The organism is Polaromonas sp. (assembly GCF_030682935.1).
In the GTDB taxonomy this organism is placed as follows: domain Bacteria; phylum Pseudomonadota; class Gammaproteobacteria; order Burkholderiales; family Burkholderiaceae_C; genus Polaromonas.
Genome location: NZ_JAUXNA010000200.1, coordinates 1 through 18,717, shown reverse-complemented (window position 1 = coordinate 18,717; position 18,717 = coordinate 1). Strand labels below are relative to the sequence as shown.

Here is an 18,717-nt window from a genome sequence, read left to right as displayed (position 1 = left end):
GCCACGTGCTGGCGTTGTCAGGCTGGGGGTTGTCTCTTCATCGTAGTGGGCGTTCCCGTGCCATGGGCACTCACCAATCCCTGGCTCTTCCTTTTTTTACAGTGAACTTGTCAAATCTCAACAGATGCTGTCAGTTTTCGACGGAACATTGTTTCGCAGGCCGGGCAAGTCTGCGCAATTTCAGCTAGTCGATGTGCTCCGGTTGCAAGCTGGCGCGGATCGTGTGGGAGTTGAAATAGGCGGTGGGAAGTGTGGGAAAAGCCAATTTGGCTCTTATCCCAGCCGCTTTATGCACTCTTCGCCAATCCATCGTGCGGGTGCGGAACCGCCTTGGAATTCCGCAAAAAAAAGAGGTCATCACATGAAAATGCTACTTACGGTTGAAATTCCACATGAGCCTTTCAACTCTCTCGTCAGAAGCGGAAAAGCGGGCGAGACGATTGGACGTATCCTTGAAACAATAAAGCCGGAAGCGGCCTACTTCACAGAGCAGGACGGAACACGCGGCGCAATCTTCGTGATCGACGTACAACATGCGTCGGATATTCCCAGCTTTTCAGAGCCTTTCTTTCTCAACTTCCAGGCGAATTGCAAATTTCGGATTCTGATGAACCCGGATGATTTGCAAAAGGCTGGATTGGAGGAGCTCGGCAAAAAGTGGGCGTGAGGTCCCCTCATCCTGCGTTCGAGCGGGACGCGCCGCAAACGGCGAGTCCCTTTCCTCAATTCATGTGCGCAGCGTATTGACAGAACCAATACGTTGCCATTGGGTAAAAATGTCGGTTTTCGCTGCATTGCTGTCACCCAAGCGTGACAATCGATGATCTTCGCGGCAGCGGATGCCCTCAGGCGCAGTTGGCCATGGCCTCACCCAGGCGGACAGGGCCGCCTGCCGCCCACGCCGGGTTGAAGCTCAACGGCCCCTTGGGAAACAGCATCACGACGGTAGAGCCCAGCAAAAAGCGGCCCATCTCTTCCCCCTGTTGAAGCACGATGTCCGCCCCTGGCTGAACCGGATAGTGCCACTCGCGCACCCGCTCGCCGCGCGGCGGATTGACCACGCCGTGCCACACGGTGGCCATGCTGCCCACAATCGTGGCGCCCACCAGCACCAGCACGAACGGGCCGCGCGCCGACTCGAACACGCAGACCACCCGCTCGTTGCGCGCAAACAGGCCGGGAACGCCGCGTGCCGTGACCGGGTTGACGGAAAACAGTTCGCCGGGCACGTGAATCATGCGGCTCAGGCGTCCATCGCACGGCATGTGGATGCGGTGGTAGTCCTTGGGGCTGAGGTAGATCGTGGCGAAGTGGCCATCCTGGTATTGCGCCGCCAGCGCCGCATCACCGCCCACCAGCGCAGTGGCGGAATAGTGGTGGCCCTTGGCCTGAAAGATCTGGTCGTGCGCAATCGCGCCCAGCTGGCTGATCGCACCGTCCACCGGGCAGACCAGCGCGGCCCGCGCCAGCGGCCGCGCACCGGGTTTCAGGGCGCGCGTAAAAAAAGCGTTGAAGGTGGGGTAAGCGGTGATGTCGGCGTTGGCCGCCTCGCCCATGTTCACCTGGTATTTACCGACGAACCAGCGAATCAGCGCCGTGGTGACCCAGCCGCGCTCGCGCGACGCAACAAAACCCGCAAAAGCGGTCAGCGCCCGCTTGGGCAGCAGGTATTGGAGAAAAACGGCAAAACGATCAGGCACAGGCGCTCACGGTAGTGGGTGTCGCGGCATTCTATCGGGCGGCGTGAAATGCCTGTGCGGACCGGAGGGCGTCAGTGCGTCGGGTAGCCGGCGTCCGTGAGCGCCGCTGCCACCGTGGCGCGGTCCTGGGCGGTGTCAATCGTCACCTTTTTAGCAGGCAAGTCCACGCTGACTTTTGCGCTGGGATCAAACAGCTGAAGCGCCTCGGTGATGGCCTTGACGCAGTGACCGCAGCTCATGGCGGGGATATCGAATTCCATACAGTTTCCTTGAAGGGTTGGGGTGAAACAGCCTGCAGTCTGAACCTTCCCACAGGGGCAAAGTCAAGAAGGCTTGACCCTGCCATGGTGGTAAGGTTCAGACTCCAATGATTGTCGGGGCTTTGTTCCCCGGCGATTCCCTTCAGGAGAACGCGCATGAGCGGCACGCAGACATCACAGAATACGGAAAACACAGCAACGCAATGGCGCTTTCCCGTCGAAGGCATGACCTGCGCGTCGTGCGTGGCCCGTGTTGAAAAAGCGCTGGCCAGCGTGGCGGGCGTGCTGGACGTCAGCGTTAATTTCGCCACCGAGCAGGCCAGCGTCCAGGCGGGCCAGGGTGTCCGCATGCACGCGCTGCAGCGCGCCGTCGAAAAAGCCGGCTATGTCGTGGGCGAGCAGTCGCTGCGGCTCAAGATAGGCGACATGACCTGTGCGTCGTGCGTGTCGCGCGTGGAAAAAGCGCTCAAGCTGCTTCCGGGCGTGCTGTCGGCCGAGGTCAACCTGGCGACCGAGACCGCCGAGGTCAAGGTGACAGGCGGCGCCGTCACGCTGGCCCAGATCATTGCCGCCGTTGATAAAGCCGGCTACCGGGCGTGGCCGCTGCAGGCTGACACCGAAAGTGCCGCCGGCCCGGCCTCCAAAACCGGGCCCGACTGGTGGCCGGTTGCGCTGGCGGCCGCGCTGTCGGCACCGCTGGCACTGCCGATGGTCGGCCTGCTGTTTGGCAAGATGTGGATGCTGGACGGCTGGCTGCAGTGGCTGCTGGCCACGCCGGTCCAGTTCTGGCTGGGCGCGCGCTTTTACAAGGCCGGCTACAAGGCGGTGCGGGCCGGCGCGGGCAACATGGATTTGCTGGTCGCCCTGGGCACTTCGGCCGCCTACGGGCTCAGCGTCTACCAGCTGCTGGTGCATGGCGATCACGGCATGGCGCATCTGTATTTCGAAGCCTCCTCCGTCGTGATCACGCTGGTGCTGCTGGGCAAATGGATGGAAGCGCGCGCCAAGCGCCAGACCACCGAAGCCATACGCGCGCTCAATGCGCTGCGGCCCGATACCGCGCGGCGCCGCCGCAACGGCCTGGACGAAGAAGTGCCGGTGTCCGAGGTGCGGGTGGGCGACCTGGTCGTGGTGCGCCCCGGCGAACGCATCGCGGTGGACGGCCAGATCACCGAAGGCGCCACCGAAGTCGACGAGTCGCTGATCACCGGCGAAAGCCTGCCCGTGAACAAACACGCGGGCGACCGGGTCACCGGCGGCGCGGTCAACGCCGAAGGGCTGATCGTGGTGCGCACCACGGCCGTCGGTGCTGAATCGACGCTGGCGCGCATCGTGCGCATGGTCGAATCGGCGCAGGCCAAAAAGGCGCCGATCCAGCGGCTGGTCGACCAGGTCAGCGCGGTGTTTGTGCCGGTCGTCATCGTCATCGCTGCCGTCACGCTGCTGGGCTGGGGCCTGGCGACCGGTAACTGGGAACCCGCGATCTTGAACGCCGTCGCCGTGCTGGTGATTGCCTGCCCGTGTGCGCTCGGGCTGGCCACGCCCACGGCCATCATGGTCGGCACCGGGGCGGCGGCCAAGCACGGCATTTTGATCAAGGACGCCGAGGCGCTGGAAGTGGCGCACCGGGTCCAGGTGGTGGCCTTTGACAAGACCGGCACGCTGACCGAAGGCAAGCCTGAACTGGTCGCGCTGGAGCCGCTGGGCGCTTCCCGCGACGCCGTGCTGGCCTGGAGCGCCGCGATCCAGTCGGGCAGCGAACATCCGCTGGCCAAAGCCGTCACCGCGCTCGCCCTGAAAGACCAGCTCAGCGTGCCGGCCGCATCGCAAGTCCGCGCGGTGGCCGGGCGCGGCATGTCGGCCATGGTGGAGGGGCGCGAACTGCGGCTGGGCAGCCCGCGCTTCATGCAGGAGCTGGGCGTGGACCTGGCTGCCTTTGCGGCACGCGCGCAGGCACTCGAAGCCGAAGGCCGGACCGTGTCCTGGCTGGCCGATGTGAGCGGCGCGCCGCAGCTGCTGGCCTTGCTGGCCTTTGGTGACACGCTCAAGGCCAGCGCCGCCCCGGCCGTGGCCAGCCTGCACGCGCTGGGCATCCAGACCGCGCTGGTCACCGGCGACAACCGGGGCAGCGCCCAAGCCGTGGCCAGCCAACTGGGCATCGACATCGTGCATTCCCAGGTCCTGCCCGAAAACAAGGCCGCCCTCATCGGCCAGCTCAGGCAGCAGGTCACGGCAGGCGGCGGCCGCGTCGCGATGGTCGGTGACGGCATCAACGACGCGCCTGCGCTGGCGGCGGCTGATGTGGGCATTGCCATGTCCACCGGCACCGACGTGGCGATGCACGCGGCCGGCATCACGCTGATGCGCGGCAACCCGGCGCTGGTGGCCGACGCCATCGACATCTCGCGCCGCACCTACGCCAAGATCCGGCAGAACCTGTTCTGGGCGTTTTTCTACAACGTGGTCGGCATTCCGCTGGCGGCCCTGGGCCTGCTGAGCCCCGTGATCGCGGGTGCCGCCATGGCGTTCAGCAGCGTCAGCGTGGTGAGCAACGCCTTGCTGCTGCGCCGCTGGAAAGGAAAGTCTGAATGACCGCCTGTATCGCCATAAGCGGTCCCTTCAACATCGGCCAGGCCGCCGCCCAGTCGGGCGTCTCGGCCAAGATGATCCGCCATTACGAATCACTGGACTTGCTGCCCCCTGTGCACCGCACCGACGCCGGCTACCGCCAGTATGGCGAGAAGGAAGTCCACACGCTGCGCTTCATACGCCGCGCCCGCGACCTGGGTTTCAGCATGGCCGAAATCGCCGAGTTGCTCAAGCTGTGGCAAAACAAGCGCCGCGCCAGCGCCGACGTGAAACGCATCGCCCAGGCCCATGTGGCGGACCTGGAGCGGCGCATTGCCGAGATGGAGGCGATGCGGCAGACGCTGGCGCAGCTGGCGGATGGCTGCCAGGGGAATCACCGGCCGGATTGTCCGATTTTGAGCGGGCTGGCGGGGTAAGCGTTCCGTGCCGGTTGCAGCGATAATTTGCTATATATTTTATAGCTACAAGAACCCTATTTAATTGGGCTAGAGGCCAATTTGATCATAAAACAGCGTAGCCAAAGGAGGATGGCTTGACGCGAAGTCTTTTCGATGAAACGCCAACGCCTTATGGCGCGCCCGAAGCGATTGCGCCAGGTGCGGTGCTGCTGCGCGGCTTTGCCTGCCCTGTGGCTGACGCGCTGGCGCAGAGCGTCAAGCAGGTCATCGCGGCCGCGCCGCTGCGCCACCTGGTCACGCCGGGCGGGCACACCATGTCGGTGGCCATGTGCAACTGCGGCGCGCTGGGCTGGACTTCATGCCGCAGCGGCTACCGCTACAGCCGTACCGACCCGTTGTCGGGCCAGCCCTGGCCCGCCATGCCCGGCTGCTTTCTGGCGATCGCGGTGCGGGCGGCGGCCGAGGCGGGGTTTGATAACTTCAGGCCCGACGCCTGCCTGATCAACCGCTACGAGCCCGGCGCGCGCATGTCGCTGCACCAGGACCGGGACGAAGGCGACATGACGGCGCCGATTGTGTCGGTGTCGCTGGGGCTGCCGGCGGTTTTCCTGTTTGGCAGCGGCCAGCGCAGTGACCGCCCCGCCCGCTACCGGCTGGCGCACGGTGACGTGGTGGTGTGGGGCGGCCCGTCGCGGCTGGCTTTTCACGGCGTGGCGCCGCTGGCCGATGGCGACCATGCCCAGCTGGGCCGGCAGCGCATCAACCTGACGTTTCGCTGCGCGGGCTAGAAGCCATAGCGCCGGGTTTCAGGACGCGCTGCTGTCCGGCCCGGGCGCGGTCTTGCATTCCCAGAAAATGCGCGCCGTGCAGTGCCGGCAAATTTCGGGGTCGAGCTTGCTGAAGATGGTGGAAATCGCGGTGAACTTGTCGGGAAACTGGTGCTCGGGGCCCAGCACGGCGGTAAAGCCGGTCTTGCGCCACATGCGGATCACCTCGGGCCGGGGCCGGTGAAAGTACAGGTTGCCGCCCATAGCGCGGCGCGCGGCAAGCTCGGCGGCCCACAGCTCGGCACCGGCCAGGTCGATGAAGTTCATGCTCTTGGCCATCACCAGCAAATGCTTTTGCGGATTGGGCTGGCTGCGCAGCGCGTGCAGGATGTCGGCCACATGCTGGGTCGCGCCGAAATAGACCTCGCCCTCCATGCGCAGCAATTTCAGCTGCGGGCATTCGGGCAGCGCCTGGTGCGGGGGCTCGTCAGGGTCATCGGGTGTGTCAATCACCACAAACTGCCGGTCCAGGCCCCGGCCGTCAAAGCCCATGGTGCGCATGGCGGGCCGCGAGGTGCGGTACAAAAACGACATCAGCGACAACAGCATGCCCAGCAAGATCGCAATTTCCAGCCGGATCGTGACCGTGGCCACCATCGTGGCCAGCGCCACGCCGAAATCGGTGCGGCTCAGGCTGAACAGCTGGCGCCAGCGCGCAAAGTCGAGCAGGCTCAGCGCCACCAGCACCAGCAGCGCCGACAGTGCGGCCATGGGAATCTGCGCCAGCAGCGGCGCGCTGACGGCCACCAGCCCCAGCAGCAGCAAGGCCGAAAACACCGAGGCCAGCGGGGTGCGCGCACCGGCTTCCAGATTGGGCATGGAGCGGTTCATGGAGCCGCACGACACATAGCACGAGAAAAAACCGCCCACGATGTTGGACAGGCCCTGGCCCCGGAACTCGCGGTTGGCGTCAATGCGCTGGCCGGAGCGCAGCGCCACCGTCTTGGCAATCGAGATCGCCTGCCCCAGCGCCACGATGGTCAGCGCAAACGCCAGGCCGACCAGGTCTGACGCCTGCGCCCAGCTGATGCTGGGCACCCCGAAGCGCGGCCACGGCGTGGCGATTTGCCCCACCGTGCGCAGCGCCGAAGACGGCGTCACGCTGCCGCTGAAATACTGGCGCCACCCCCAGGCCAGCGCAGTGGCCACCACCAGCCCGATCAGCATGTAGGGCCAGCTGCGGCGAAAACGGCGCAGCAGCAGCGCCACGCCCAGCGTGATGGCGGCCACGGCCAGCGCCACCGGTTGCGCCGACGGCAGTTGCGTCAGCACATGCCCGAGCACGGCGCCCGCACCATGCCCGGGCGCAGCGCCCAAGCCCAGCAAATCAGGCAGCGCATGCACGGCAATCAAGAGCGCCGCGCCCGAGGTGAAGCCAAACAGCACCGCCGGCGAAATGAAATTGGCCAGCACGCCCAGCCGCAGCGCGCCAATCAGCCACTGCAGCAGGCCGACCATCACGGTGACGGCCAGCGCCAGCTGGATATAGGCCGGGCTGAAGGTCATGGCCAGCGGCGACAGCATGGCAAACAGCGCCAGCGAATTGGCATTGGTCGGGCCCGACATGACATGCCAGCTGGAGCCAAACAGCGCCGCGATGATGCAGGGAACAATGGCGGTGTACAGCCCGTATTCGGGCGGCAGGCCGGCCAGCGTGGCAAAGGCAATGCCTTGCGGCAACACCAGCACAGCGCCCAGCAGCCCGGCCATGGCATCGAGGCGCAGCGTGGCGGGCGACACCCCACGCACCCAGGGGCCAAACAGGCGCTCGGCCACGCGTCCCGGCAGGGTCATGAAGGGGATGGCGGCGCTGGCGTCAGGTGGTTTCGTCACGAGGGCTCAAGCATACCGTGAGCCCGGCGGGCTTTCAGGCCAGGCCGAACCAGCACCGTCTCGTCAATTTATGGATCAAATTGGCCTCTTGCGCACGGTGCGCAATCGTTATTCGCCATGAAAAACAGAGCGTTCTAGCCATCACGCGTCTCACGACGACACCGGCCTTCGCCGGCTGCGAGCGCTGGACACGCGCCTCAAGCCCGCTGCAACTTGAACACCGCTCGGCTGGCGCGCGCATTGGGCCAGACGCGGATTTCCTGGCCATCCTGCAAGCCGAACGAATCAAGAATCTGCAATTGGTTTTTACTCGCCAGCGCGGCAAAATCCCGCAGCGTTCCGACGCGGATGTTGGGCGTGTCGTACCACTGGTAGGGCAGCACCTTGGTCACCGGCATGCGGCCGCGCAGCACCGCCAGGCGATTCGGCCAGTGGGCAAAATTGGGGAAGGCCACGATGCCGATGCGGCCCACGCGTGCGGTTTCGCGCAGCATGACTTCGGTGTTGCGCAAATGCTGCAGCGTATCGATTTGCAGCACCACGTCAAACGAGCTGTCGCCAAACAGCGCTAGGCCGTCTTCAAGGTTGAACTGGATCACATTGACGCCGCGGGCCACGCAGGCCTGCACGTTGGCATCGTCAATCTCGACGCCATAGCCCGAGCAGTCGCGCTCCTTGATCAGGTAGTCCAACAGTGCGCCGGTGCCGCAGCCCAGATCAAGCACGCGGGCGCCGAGCGGCACCAGCCGGGCAATCGACAGCAGATCCAGGGAAGGCGGCACATTGCTTTGAGTCGTTCCGCTCATGGCGTCACCTTGCTCTGAAAATAGGAGCGCACCACGCCCATGTAACGCGCGTCATCGAGCAAAAAAGCATCATGTCCATGCGGCGCGTCGATTTCGGCGTAGCTCACATCGCGCTGGTTGTCGAGCAGGGCCTTGACGATTTCGCGGCTGCGCGCCGGAGCAAAGCGCCAGTCAGTGGTGAAGCTCACCAGCAGGAATTTGGCGCTGGCATTGGCGAGCGCCCGGCTCAGGTCGCCGCCGAACGCGCTGGCCGGGTCGAAATAATCCAGCGCACGGGTAATCAGCAAGTAGGTGTTGGCGTCGAAGTATTCAGCAAACTTGTCGCCCTGGTAGCGCAGGTAGCTTTCAATCTGGAACTCCACTTCCTGGGTCGAATATTTAAAGGCCCCCACGCTTGTCACTTCGTGCAATGCGCGCCCCCCCGAGGGGGCTGACCCTGCTTGGGGCGGCCCGGCGCTGCGTTCGCCGGCGCCTGGCTTGAGCTCCACGGCTTGGCGCAGCTGGCGGCCAAACTTCTCGTTCATCACGTCGTCGCTCAGGTAGGTGATGTGGCCAATCATGCGGGCAATGCGCAGGCCGCGCTTGGGCAGCACGCCGTGCCTGTAAAAATGCCCGCCGTGAAAGTCAGGGTCGGTCACGATGGCGCGCCGCGCGACTTCGTTGAAGGCAATGTTCTCGGCGGTCAGGTTGGGCGCGCTGGCCACCACCACGGCGTGGCGCACGCGATCGGGGTATTGCAGCGTCCAGGCCAGCGCCTGCATGCCGCCCAGGCTGCCGCCCATGACGGCGGCCAGCGTCTGGATGCCCAGCGCATCAAGCAACCGGGCCTGGGCGCTGACCCAGTCCTGCACCGTGACGACCGGAAAATCCGCACCATAAACTTCACCCGTGTCAGGATTGAGCTGCATCGGCCCGGTGGAGCCGAAGCAGGAGCCCAGGTTGTTCACGCCAATGACAAAAAACTGGTTGGTGTCGACCGGCTTGCCGGGGCCGATCATGGTGTCCCACCAGCCTTCGGATTTTTCCTTGACGCGGCCAGCCTCATCCAGATAGACGCCCGCCACATGGTGCGAGGCGTTGAGCGCATGGCAAATCAGCACCGCATTGGACTTGTCGGCATTAAGCTGGCCGTAGGTTTCATAGGCCAGGTCGTAGGCACGGATAGCCGCGCCGCTCTGCAATGGCAGCGTCCCGGCGAAGTGCATGGACTGTGGCGTGGCGACAAGAACGGAGGCAGAAGACACGATAGGAATACCCTGACTACAAAAAACAAAGCGGCAAAAAGAAAACCCGGCATCGCTAAGGGCGAGTCCGGGTTCATGGATGTTCGTCTTTAGCGGTACTTTTTACGCGCCCGCAAGCTGAGCAAATCGGCGCCTGATCAGTATAGCAATCTAGGCGGATACCAGCAGCGCCAGCAAACCCAGCCCGGCGAAGATGAGGGCTGACACGATATGCACCACACGCAGCGGAATCAGGCGCGTGACGCGGCTGCCCAGCCAGACCACCGGCGCGTTGGCCAGCATCATGCCCAGCGTGGTGCCGGCCACGACCCAGAGGTAGGCGTCATAACGGGCGGCCAGCATCACGGTCGCAATCTGGGTCTTGTCACCCATTTCGGCCAGGAAAAACACCAGCACGGTGGTGCCGAACACGCCAAAGCGGGGCGGCTTTTTGTCGGTGTCGTCGTCGTCGAACTTGTCCGGAATCAGCATCCACACCGCCATGGCGATAAAGGAGACGCCCAGAATCCAGCGCAAGGCTTGCGGGCTGATCAGGGTGGTAACCCAGGCGCCGAGTGCACCCGCCATGGCGTGGTTGGCGATGGTGGCCACCAGTATGCCAAGGACAATGGGCCAGGGCTTGCGAAACCGCGCGGCGAGCACCAGCGCGAGAAGTTGCGTCTTGTCGCCCATTTCGGCGAGGGCGACGATGCCGGTAGAGATGAGGAAAGCTTCCATGAAACCAATGACTCCGGCCGGATAAAAAACCCATGACTGCACGACATCCCCGGCCTGAAACGGAGGCTGTGCAGTCAAAGGTCTCGCCAAGTCAAAACCGTTTGCGCCATGTCGGCCCCGGTATCTCTTCGATATTCCAGAACCAGACAAGTGTGTTGACGCAAACCCCTCTCAAGTCCTGTCAGAAACAGGAAGGAGGGAGGCTACGCCCCAATGACAGCTTTGAGTATACCGGCCGCCGCTGGCTGGCCCACCGACAAGGGATTGGTGTGGCCGTCTTTTTTGCACGCTTTCGGCACATTTCTTGCTTGAACTTGGTGCGGTTCCCGGAACCAACCCAAAAACGCACCAAGACATTACATTTCATTCGAAGAGGGATTTATGGAAGCACTAAAACAGGGCTCGGATGCCTTGTTCATCCTGTTGGGCGGCATCATGGTGCTTGCCATGCACGCCGGTTTTGCCTTTCTGGAACTGGGCACGGTCCGAAAAAAGAACCAGGTCAATGCGCTGGTCAAGATCCTGGTGGACTTCTCGGTGTCGACCGTGGTCTATTTTGCGGTGGGCTATGGCGTGGCGTACGGCACCCATTTCTTTATCGGCGCGGAGGAGCTGGCGGCCAAAAACGGCTACGAACTCGTCAGGTTCTTCTTTTTACTGACATTTGCGGCGGCAATGCCGGCCATTATTTCAGGGGGTATCGCAGAACGCGCGCGCTTTTACCCCCAACTGATTGCAACGGCGGTCATCGTCGGTTTTGTCTACCCATTCTTCGAAGGCATCGTCTGGAACCAGCATTTTGGCGTGCAGGCCTGGATCAAGTCGCTCACCGGCGCCGAATTTCATGACTTCGCGGGCTCCGTGGTGGTGCATGCGCTGGGTGGCTGGCTGGCCCTGCCCGCGGTGATTCTGCTGGGCGCGCGCAGCAACCGCTACCGCAAGGATGGCGCGGTGTCGGCTCACCCGCCCTCCAACATTCCGTTTCTGGCGCTGGGCGCCTGGATTCTGACCGTGGGCTGGTTCGGCTTCAACGTGATGAGTGCGCAGACCATCGACAAGATTTCCGGCCTGGTGGCCGTCAACTCCCTGATGGCCATGGTCGGCGGCACGCTGGCCGCGCTGGCCGTTGGCAAAAATGACCCTGGCTTTGTGTACAACGGGCCGCTGGCAGGACTGGTGGCGGTGTGCGCGGGTTCGGACCTGATGCACCCGCTGGGCGCGCTGGTCACGGGCGGCGTGGCAGGCGCGGTGTTTGTCGTGATGTTCACGCTCACGCAGAACAAATGGAAGATCGACGATGTGCTCGGCGTCTGGCCACTGCATGGGCTGTGCGGCGCCTGGGGCGGCATCGCTGCGGGCATTTTTGGCAGCAAGGCACTGGGCGGGCTGGGCGGTGTGAGTTTGGGCGCGCAACTCATCGGCAGCGCCATGGGCGTCGGCTGGGCGTTGCTGGCCGGTTTTGCCGTATATGGCACGCTCAAGGCCACCATGGGGCTGCGCCTGAGCCAGGAAGAAGAATTTGACGGTGCGGACCTGTCGATTCACCGCATAGGCGCGACGCCTGACCGCGAGGTCAACTGGTAGCGCGGCGCACCGGGCGGGCGATTTTTCGGCTCTGAAATTGCTATTTATTCGATAGCTTGTTACCTCCGTCCTGCTTACTTTAACCTCAGTTTTATTGGGAAACTACGCTCCTTTCTGCACACCCGCGGCAGGGGCTACCGCTAGACTGTCCAGCATGCCGACCTTTGAACAGCAGATCGTTGAACACCGCATCTACCTCCTGCGCTTCGCGCGGCTGCAACTGCGCAATGACGACTGGGCCGAAGATGCCGTATCCGAAACGCTGCTGGCCGCCTTGTCCAAGCCGCAGTCGTTTGGCAACCGCTCCCAGCTCAAAACCTGGCTGATCGGCATTCTCAAACACAAGGTTATTGACCTGATCCGCAGCAACGCGCGGCTGGTGGCCGTGCCAGATGAATGCGCTGACGACGAAAGCGACGAACTTGACCGTATCGCCTTCAAGGCCGACGGCCACTTTGCGCAAGCCCCCAACGATTGGGGCGACCCCCACAAAACTTTGCAGCAGGCGCAGTTCTTTCAGGTGTTGGACGCCTGCATGGAACGGCTGCCGCCTGCCATGGGCCGGCTGTTTCTGATGCGCGAGTGGCTGGAGCTTTCCTCCCAGGAAGTCTGTAAGGAACTGTCGCTCACGCCGACCAACCTGTATGTTCAATTGCACCGGGCCCGCCTGCGTCTGCAGGAATGCCTGAACATTCACTGGTTTGATCACCGTGGCACCTGACCCCAACGCCTTTTTGACATGAAACCCAACATCACTCTACTGCGACGCACCTGTCGGCAGGCTACTGTACTGCTGATTGCGCGGGAAGACCGCAGACTAAGCCTGCCCGATCGCATCGCGCTGAAACTGCATCTGGCGGTTTGCAAGACCTGCCCAAAATTCGAGAACCAGGTCTTGACCTTGCGGGCCGCCATGGGCCGATGGCGACACTACACCGACGAAGCGGAGCAGTCGCCCCCTAGAGACCGCTGAGCATTCACAACTTAGTTGCAATTTTTTGTAACTTTTTTTCGCACTATCCACAGCGTTTATCGGCCTTGTCGCGGCGACTCACCTGGCTTTTGACAGGCGGAAACCGGCGGGTATGGTCTGCCCTCCGCACAGGCTTGGCGCTTGGACAGCAGCCCAGGCGGGCCACTCGACCCATGGCGTGCACGCGCTAACTCTTCTTATAAGTCAACAAACGTTTGGCTTTTATCCTGATAAAACATGATTTTCGTCGCTGGAAGCGCTTTGGTGGGCGGCGGATGCCACCCTGTTTGGGGTGCGGCGCGCCCAAAAACGGCTTGTTCCCAGCCTGCAGGCGCGCGCCAGTGGCACCCGAGGTGCGACAACAAAGAGTCGCCAAACCGCCCCAGCGCCTGCTCATGCGGATTGGCAATGTTTGGCGAAAAAGGGCATGCCACTTGTCTTTTCAATAACTGGCGCATAATATTGGGGTGCGAGTTTTCAAATTCGCGCAAGTTAGGTGATCGGTCAGTTTCGCGCGCTACAGCGGTACGTTCAAGATTTGTTGAGCTTTCGGGACCCCATCGCTTTTGTTATTGTGTTTTAGAGGAGTCCCTTCATGGGCAACAAACTATACGTCGGCAACCTGCCTTACTCGGTGCGTGACGAAGATCTGCAACAATCTTTTGGTCAATTTGGCGCTGTCACCAGCGCTAAAGTCATGATGGAACGCGACACCGGTCGCTCCAAAGGCTTTGGCTTTGTCGAAATGGCCAGCGATGCAGAAGCGCAAGCTGCCATCAACGGCATGAACGGTCAGCCTTTGGGCGGCCGTAGCGTTGTCGTGAACGAAGCCCGTCCAATGGAAGCTCGTCCTCCACGTACCGGCGGCTTCGGCGGCGGCGGTGGTGGTTACGGCGGTGGTGCTGGTGGCGGCGGCGGTTACGGCGGCGGCGGTGGTGGTGGTGGCCGTTCCGGTGGTGGCGGCGGCAGCGACGGCGGTTTCCGTAGCCCGTACGGCGGCGGCGGTGCTGGCGGCGGCCGTTCCGGTGGCGGCGGTGGCGGTGGACGCGGCGGCTACTAAGCCCTGCGAAACCCTCACGCTGCTGGCTAACCAGCCAGTGCAAATAGCTTCCTCGACTTATTGTTGAGGAATGCAAAAAAGGCTTCAAGATTTATTTCTTGAAGCCTTTTTGCTTTTCAGTGTGTCGTGGGCCACCAGCCCGTATTTTTACAGCGCCTTGCAACGCTTGTGCTCACGCCAGGCACGCGCTTTCGGGATGTTGAAAAAATGAATCAGCGCTGGTCTCGCCGGTGCTTGCGGGCGCGGCCGGCCAGGGCCTTGTCGAACACCCTATCAGGCAGCAGACGAAGCAACTTGGCTACCACGCCCATTTGCCACGGAATGACGCGGTAACTGCGGCCGGCCTGGATGACGGCAAAGGCCTTGTCGGCGAACGCTTCAGCTGGCATCAAAAACGGCATCGCATAGCGGTTTTGCCGTGTCAGCGCTGTGTCGACATACCCCGGGCAAATCGTCACCACCTTCACACCGCTGGACCGAAGCTCGCCGCGCAGGCTTTCGCAGTAACTGCTCACCGCGGCCTTGCTGGCACAGTACGCCCCATGACCCGGCAGGCCGCGTATGCCGGCGACGCTTCCAATGCCGACCAGCGTGCCGCATCCACGCGCCACCATGGCCGCCACAAAGGGATGAAACGTGGCGGCCATGCCAATGCTGTTGGTGGCAAAGATCTGGGCCATGACATCGATATCTTCCCGCATAGTGGTATCCATGCCGATGCTGATGCCTGCGCTGGCGATCACCACATCGGGCACACCCTGGGCCGCGATGCACGCCTGCCCCGCCGCCACAATGCTGTCGGTATGCGACACATCTGCGCTGTAGACCGCATAGCGGCTGGGACTGATGGAATGCACGCCAGCCCACAAGTGGACGTTTTCAGTTCGTCGCGCGGCCAGTGCCAGCCGAAAGCCTGCGGCGTGATAGCGCAGGGCCAGCGCCTGGCCGATGCCGCTGGAAGCACCGGTGATGAACACGAGACGGCTCATTGGACTTGGGCTTTGGTGCTGCACTGAAATTACGGGCGGTTCGGGCGGCACATCAGCCCCAGTGCTAGCGGGCAGGCGGCGTGGGACGCAACGCCCCGCTTGCACCGGCAGCAGATTTAGGCATCAATACACCCCGAACGCGGCCTTTCAGATTGGCCACCTGGTCCAGATTGTCATAGGCGAAGCTGTCGCCGGTGAACTGGTCGCTGCCCCGGATCAACACCACGGGTTTATGGGACGTGACGCGCTCCTCGTTCAAAAACGCATGCAAAAAGTCTCCGCGAAATTCCAGCCGCGGCCTGTCCTTGCCGCTGGCGTCCAGGCTGGCCTCGCGCACCACCCGCGCGTTGCCCGTCAGCTGGACCTCCGAGCCATCGCTGTTGACATAAGCCCGATTGGCAGTGGCCACGGTGACATGCCCTTCAGGATTGGTGCTGCGGATGCGCACCTGATCGATTTCAAGAATGTCGGTGTCCGGAAAATGACGCCCCTCCATGCCGTAGATTTCGCTTTTGAGCCGACCGCCCTCGTCGAAGTTTTTGACCGTGAACTTGCGCATGAAATAGTCCACCTCGTGGCGGGCCTCTGTGGCCGCCTCGGGCGCGCTGAAGATCGGTGTGTTGTGCACCAGCCAGTAGGTGCCCAGAGCCAGCGCGCCCATCATCAGCAAGGGCATGTAAATGGCCATGCTGTCCCACAGGCGCAAGAGCATGCGCCAGGCGCTTTTTAGCTGCTGTACACCATCGCGGCCCGCCGAAGGGATTGAGGAGGCACTCGTCATCGGGCGTAGGCTTGCAGCAGGCGGGCATAACAGCCACTGGCTACCAACAGCAGGTCGCACAGTTCGCGTGCGGCGCCCTGTCCACCGCGTGCCTGCGTGATGAAGTGGGCTTGCGCCCTGACTTCCGCGTGCGCGTTGACGGGTGCGCAACTCAGCGCCGCACGGCGCATCACGGCCAGATCGGGCCAGTCGTCGCCCATGGCCGCCGCCGCGCTCCAGTCCAGCCCCAGTGTCCGCAGGGTGATCTCGGCGGCGGGGCGCTTGTCTTCGGTGCCAAAGTGCGCGTGCGTGATGCCCAGCGCTTGCAACCTGGCGCGCAGCGCGGGGCTGTCGCGGCCGGTGATGACCGCAGGCGTGATACCCGCTTGTTGCAGCAGCTTCAGGCCATGGCCGTCCAGCGTGTTGAAGCGCTTGATGCGCTCACCGTCCTCCGACATGTAAAGGCCGCCGTCCGTCAGCACCCCGTCCACGTCGAAAAAGGCCACCTTCACGCCTTGCGCGCGCAGCAGGAGTTCCGGCGGAAAATTCAAAGCCGGTTTCAGCGCCGGCAGCGCGCCTTGGGGAGGCAGCGAAACGCACGAAGTGGAGAGCGAGGGGGTCTCCGAACGCAGCGACGGGCCGCCCCGAGCAAGTTCAGCCCCCTCGGGGGGCAGCGCATTACACGCAGTGAAAAGCGTGGGGGTCATATCACCTTCGCCCGCATCAGGTCGTTGGTGTTGAGCGCACCGCACAGCACGCCCGCATCGTCCACCACCAGCACGCTGGTAATGCTGTATTGCTCCATCAGGGCGACGGCCGCAACGGCCAGAGAGTCGGCCCGCACGGTGCGCGGCTGCGCATGCATCACATCCGCCGCCGTGCTGCTGCGCAAGTCCACGCCTTGCTCCACCAGGCGGCGCAAATCGCCATCGGTAAAGATGCCCAGCACCCGCTGCTGGTCGTCCACCACGGCGGTGGCGCCCAGGCCCTTGGCGCTCATCTCGCGCATGATGCCGGTAAAGGGCGTCGCCAGCCGCACCTGCGGGACGGCGTCGCCGCTGCGCATGACGTCACTGACATGGGTCAGCAGCTTGCGGCCCAAGGCGCCCCCCGGGTGCGAGCGCGCAAAGTCTTCTTCCTTGAAACCACGCGCATCGAGCAGCGCCACGGCCAGCGCATCGCCGAGCGCCAGTTGCGCCGTGGTGCTGGCCGTAGGCGCCAGATTCAGGGGGCAGGCTTCTTGCGCCACACTGCTGTCGAGCGTGACGCGGGCCTGTTTGGCCAACGCCGATTGCACGCCGCCCGTAATGGCAACGAGCGGCACGCCAAGTCGGCTCAGCACGGGCAAAATCGCCGTAAGCTCCCCACTCTCGCCGCTGTTGGAGATAGCCAGTACCACATCCAGGCCGGTGATCATGCCCAGATCGCCATGGCTGGCTTCGGCCGGATGCACAAACAGGGCTGGCGTGCCCGTGGAGGCCAGCGTGGCGGCGATCTTGCGACCGATGTGCCCGCTTTTGCCCATCCCCATGACGACCACGCGGCCCCGGCATGCCAGCATCAGCTTGACCGCCTCGGCAAACTCGGCGCCCACGCGGCCAGCCAGGCCCAGCACGGCGGCGGCTTCTATCTCAAAGGTCTTGCGGGCAAGCGTCAGTGCCTGCTCGGCATTAAAGGGGGTGGCGTCAAAGCTCATGCCTGCATTCTATAGAGGCGCAGCAGAGCAAAAAGCGGCCTGAACGCGCAATCTCATCAGCTACCATCGACGCATGAGTGCGCTTGAACTGACCCTGCTGTACCTGCTGGCCGCAGTGCTGGGCGTCGTTGCCTGTCGCTCGCTCAAATTGCCGCCCATGCTGGGTTACCTCGCCGTCGGTGTGGCGATTGGGCCGCATGCGCTGGCGCTGTCGGCAAACGCTGACGATGTGCGCCATCTGGGCGAGTTCGGCGTGGTTTTTCTGATGTTTGTGATCGGGCTCGAATTCAACCTGCCCAAGCTGCGCTCCATGCGACGCCACGTCTTCGGGCTGGGACTGCTCCAGGTCGTGCTGACGATTGCGCTGGCCACGGTGGGCTCACTGTTTCTTGCCAGCCTGGCACCGACTTTGTGGAAGATGGGCTGGCAAACCACGCTGGCGCTGTCCGGTGCCATGGCCATGAGCAGCACGGCCATTGTGGTCAAACTGCTGTCCGAGCGGCTTGAGCTGGAGTCCGAGCACGGCAAGCGCGTGATGGGCGTTCTGCTGTTCCAGGACTTGGCCGTGGTGCCGCTGCTGGTGCTGATTCCGGCACTGGGTTCGCCACCGGACCAGCTTTTTATGGCGCTGGGGATTGCCGGACTCAAAGCCACCGTGCTGGTAGGCCTGCTGATGACCGGCGGGCAGCGCGTCATGCGCTGGTGGCTCACCCTGGTGGCGCGGCGCAAAAGTGAAGAGCTGTTTGTGCTGAATCTGCTGCTGGTAACGCTGGCCCTGGCCTGGCTGACCGAGCGGGCCGGACTGAGTCTGGCGCTTGGCGCCTTTATTGCGGGCATGCTGATTTCAGAAACGGAATTCAAGCACCAGGTCGAAACCGATATCCGGCCTTTTCACGATGTTCTGCTGGGTCTGTTTTTCATCAGCATCGGCATGATGCTGGACTGGCGGGAGGTGGCTCGGCACTGGCCGATGGTGCTGCTGCTGGTGACGCTGCCCGTCCTGTTCAAACTGGTGATGGTCACGCTACTGGCGCGCGCGCTGGGGGCGACCGGCGGCGTGTCCTTGCGCACCGGCCTGTACCTGGCGCAGGCCGGCGAATTCGGCTTTGTGTTGCTGTCGCTGGCGCAACAAAACCGCCTGGTGCCGCCGGCCCTGCTAAACCCGATCCTGGCCAGCATGGTGCTGTCGATGCTGGCCACGCCCTTCATCATCATGTACATAAACCGCATCGTGATGAAGCTGGTTTCCATCGAATGGCTGCAGCAGTCGCTGCAGATGAC

20 protein-coding genes and 1 riboswitch are annotated in these 18,717 nt (G+C 63.2%); of the genes, 9 read left to right on the top strand and 11 right to left on the bottom strand.

Annotated elements, in window-relative coordinates; genetic code table 11:
* The first annotated feature begins 361 nt into the window (after positions 1–361).
* Positions 362–667 carry a panthothenate synthetase gene (locus Q8K05_RS09280; RefSeq protein WP_305246352.1) on the top strand — a complete coding sequence of 102 codons (306 nt, stop codon included), beginning with the start codon at positions 362–364 and terminating at the stop codon, positions 665–667.
* A gap of 178 nt (positions 668–845) precedes the next feature.
* On the opposite strand, the gene asd is transcribed toward Q8K05_RS09280, so the two are convergent.
* Both asd and Q8K05_RS09270 read right to left on the bottom strand, forming a co-directional pair.
* Positions 846–1,700: an archaetidylserine decarboxylase gene (gene asd, locus Q8K05_RS09275; RefSeq protein WP_305246344.1), complete on the bottom strand. Its 855-nt coding sequence runs from the start codon at positions 1,698–1,700 to the stop codon at positions 846–848.
* A 71-nt stretch (positions 1,701–1,771) separates the two neighbouring features.
* Positions 1,772–1,960, bottom strand: a complete 189-nt coding sequence (locus tag Q8K05_RS09270) for a heavy-metal-associated domain-containing protein (RefSeq protein WP_305246343.1) — start codon at positions 1,958–1,960, stop codon at positions 1,772–1,774.
* A 156-nt stretch (positions 1,961–2,116) separates the two neighbouring features.
* Between Q8K05_RS09270 and Q8K05_RS09265 the strand changes: the two genes are divergently transcribed.
* The 3 genes from Q8K05_RS09265 to alkB all read left to right on the top strand — a co-directional run bounded on the left by Q8K05_RS09265 (position 2,117) and on the right by alkB (position 5,735).
* Positions 2,117–4,552 carry a copper-translocating P-type ATPase gene (locus Q8K05_RS09265; RefSeq protein WP_305246342.1) on the top strand — a complete coding sequence of 812 codons (2,436 nt, stop codon included), beginning with the start codon at positions 2,117–2,119 and terminating at the stop codon, positions 4,550–4,552.
* Positions 4,549–4,965: a Cu(I)-responsive transcriptional regulator gene (gene cueR / locus Q8K05_RS09260; RefSeq protein WP_305246341.1), complete on the top strand. Its 417-nt coding sequence runs from the start codon at positions 4,549–4,551 to the stop codon at positions 4,963–4,965. The genes Q8K05_RS09265 and cueR overlap by 4 nt, the downstream gene beginning before the upstream one ends.
* A 116-nt stretch (positions 4,966–5,081) precedes the next feature.
* Positions 5,082–5,735, top strand: a complete 654-nt coding sequence (alkB, locus tag Q8K05_RS09255; RefSeq protein WP_305246340.1) for a DNA oxidative demethylase AlkB — start codon at positions 5,082–5,084, stop codon at positions 5,733–5,735.
* 18 nt (positions 5,736–5,753) lie between these two features.
* Here alkB and Q8K05_RS09250 read toward each other — a convergent pair whose 3' ends face one another.
* The 4 genes from Q8K05_RS09250 to Q8K05_RS09235 form a co-directional block, all read right to left on the bottom strand.
* Positions 5,754–7,568 (bottom strand): SulP family inorganic anion transporter, encoded by a 1,815-nt coding sequence (locus tag Q8K05_RS09250; RefSeq protein WP_305246351.1) that lies wholly within the window; start codon positions 7,566–7,568, stop codon positions 5,754–5,756.
* A 236-nt stretch (positions 7,569–7,804) separates the two neighbouring features.
* The gene (gene metW / locus Q8K05_RS09245) at positions 7,805–8,413 is read right to left on the bottom strand and encodes a methionine biosynthesis protein MetW (protein WP_305246339.1); all 609 of its coding nucleotides are present in this window, start codon (positions 8,411–8,413) and stop codon (positions 7,805–7,807) included.
* Entirely contained in the window at positions 8,410–9,657 is a 1,248-nt protein-coding gene (locus Q8K05_RS09240) for a homoserine O-acetyltransferase (protein ID WP_305246338.1), read from the bottom strand. Before Q8K05_RS09240 ends, metW begins: the two co-directional genes overlap by 4 nt.
* 150 nt (positions 9,658–9,807) lie before the next feature.
* Entirely contained in the window at positions 9,808–10,374 is a 567-nt protein-coding gene (locus Q8K05_RS09235) for a TMEM165/GDT1 family protein (RefSeq protein ID WP_305246337.1), read from the bottom strand.
* 9 nt (positions 10,375–10,383) lie between these two features.
* Positions 10,384–10,598, bottom strand: a riboswitch (yybP-ykoY riboswitch).
* 157 nt (positions 10,599–10,755) lie between these two features.
* Here Q8K05_RS09235 and Q8K05_RS09230 point away from each other — a divergent pair.
* The 3 genes from Q8K05_RS09230 to Q8K05_RS09220 all read left to right on the top strand — a co-directional run bounded on the left by Q8K05_RS09230 (position 10,756) and on the right by Q8K05_RS09220 (position 12,931).
* Positions 10,756–11,958, top strand: coding sequence for an ammonium transporter (locus Q8K05_RS09230; RefSeq protein WP_305246336.1), 1,203 nt, complete (start codon positions 10,756–10,758; stop codon positions 11,956–11,958).
* 154 nt (positions 11,959–12,112) lie between these two features.
* Positions 12,113–12,679: a sigma-70 family RNA polymerase sigma factor gene (locus Q8K05_RS09225; protein WP_305246335.1), complete on the top strand. Its 567-nt coding sequence runs from the start codon at positions 12,113–12,115 to the stop codon at positions 12,677–12,679.
* A gap of 18 nt (positions 12,680–12,697) precedes the next feature.
* The gene (locus Q8K05_RS09220; RefSeq protein ID WP_305246334.1) at positions 12,698–12,931 is read left to right on the top strand and encodes a zf-HC2 domain-containing protein; all 234 of its coding nucleotides are present in this window, start codon (positions 12,698–12,700) and stop codon (positions 12,929–12,931) included.
* A 197-nt stretch (positions 12,932–13,128) separates the two neighbouring features.
* On the opposite strand, the gene Q8K05_RS09215 is transcribed toward Q8K05_RS09220, so the two are convergent.
* Positions 13,129–13,422: a hypothetical protein gene (locus Q8K05_RS09215; protein ID WP_305246333.1), complete on the bottom strand. Its 294-nt coding sequence runs from the start codon at positions 13,420–13,422 to the stop codon at positions 13,129–13,131.
* A 104-nt stretch (positions 13,423–13,526) separates the two neighbouring features.
* Between Q8K05_RS09215 and Q8K05_RS09210 the strand changes: the two genes are divergently transcribed.
* Positions 13,527–13,991 carry an RNA-binding protein gene (locus Q8K05_RS09210; RefSeq protein WP_305246332.1) on the top strand — a complete coding sequence of 155 codons (465 nt, stop codon included), beginning with the start codon at positions 13,527–13,529 and terminating at the stop codon, positions 13,989–13,991.
* Between the two features lie 212 nt (positions 13,992–14,203).
* Here the strand turns inward: Q8K05_RS09210 and Q8K05_RS09205 are convergent, their stop codons facing one another.
* The 4 genes from Q8K05_RS09205 to Q8K05_RS09190 all read right to left on the bottom strand — a co-directional run bounded on the left by Q8K05_RS09205 (position 14,204) and on the right by Q8K05_RS09190 (position 17,436).
* A complete protein-coding gene (locus Q8K05_RS09205) occupies positions 14,204–14,980 on the bottom strand; it encodes an SDR family oxidoreductase (RefSeq protein ID WP_305246331.1) in 777 nt (258 codons plus the stop codon).
* A 64-nt stretch (positions 14,981–15,044) separates the two neighbouring features.
* Positions 15,045–15,761 carry an LPS export ABC transporter periplasmic protein LptC gene (lptC, locus tag Q8K05_RS09200; protein ID WP_305246330.1) on the bottom strand — a complete coding sequence of 239 codons (717 nt, stop codon included), beginning with the start codon at positions 15,759–15,761 and terminating at the stop codon, positions 15,045–15,047.
* Entirely contained in the window at positions 15,758–16,291 is a 534-nt protein-coding gene (locus tag Q8K05_RS09195; RefSeq protein WP_305246329.1) for an HAD family hydrolase, read from the bottom strand. The genes lptC and Q8K05_RS09195 overlap by 4 nt, the downstream gene beginning before the upstream one ends.
* Before the next feature lie 152 nt (positions 16,292–16,443).
* The gene (locus Q8K05_RS09190; RefSeq protein WP_305246328.1) at positions 16,444–17,436 is read right to left on the bottom strand and encodes an SIS domain-containing protein; all 993 of its coding nucleotides are present in this window, start codon (positions 17,434–17,436) and stop codon (positions 16,444–16,446) included.
* 73 nt (positions 17,437–17,509) lie between these two features.
* Between Q8K05_RS09190 and Q8K05_RS09185 the strand changes: the two genes are divergently transcribed.
* Positions 17,510–18,717, top strand: a 1,208-nt coding sequence (locus Q8K05_RS09185; RefSeq protein ID WP_305246327.1) for a cation:proton antiporter, incomplete at its 3' end; no start/stop codon positions are given.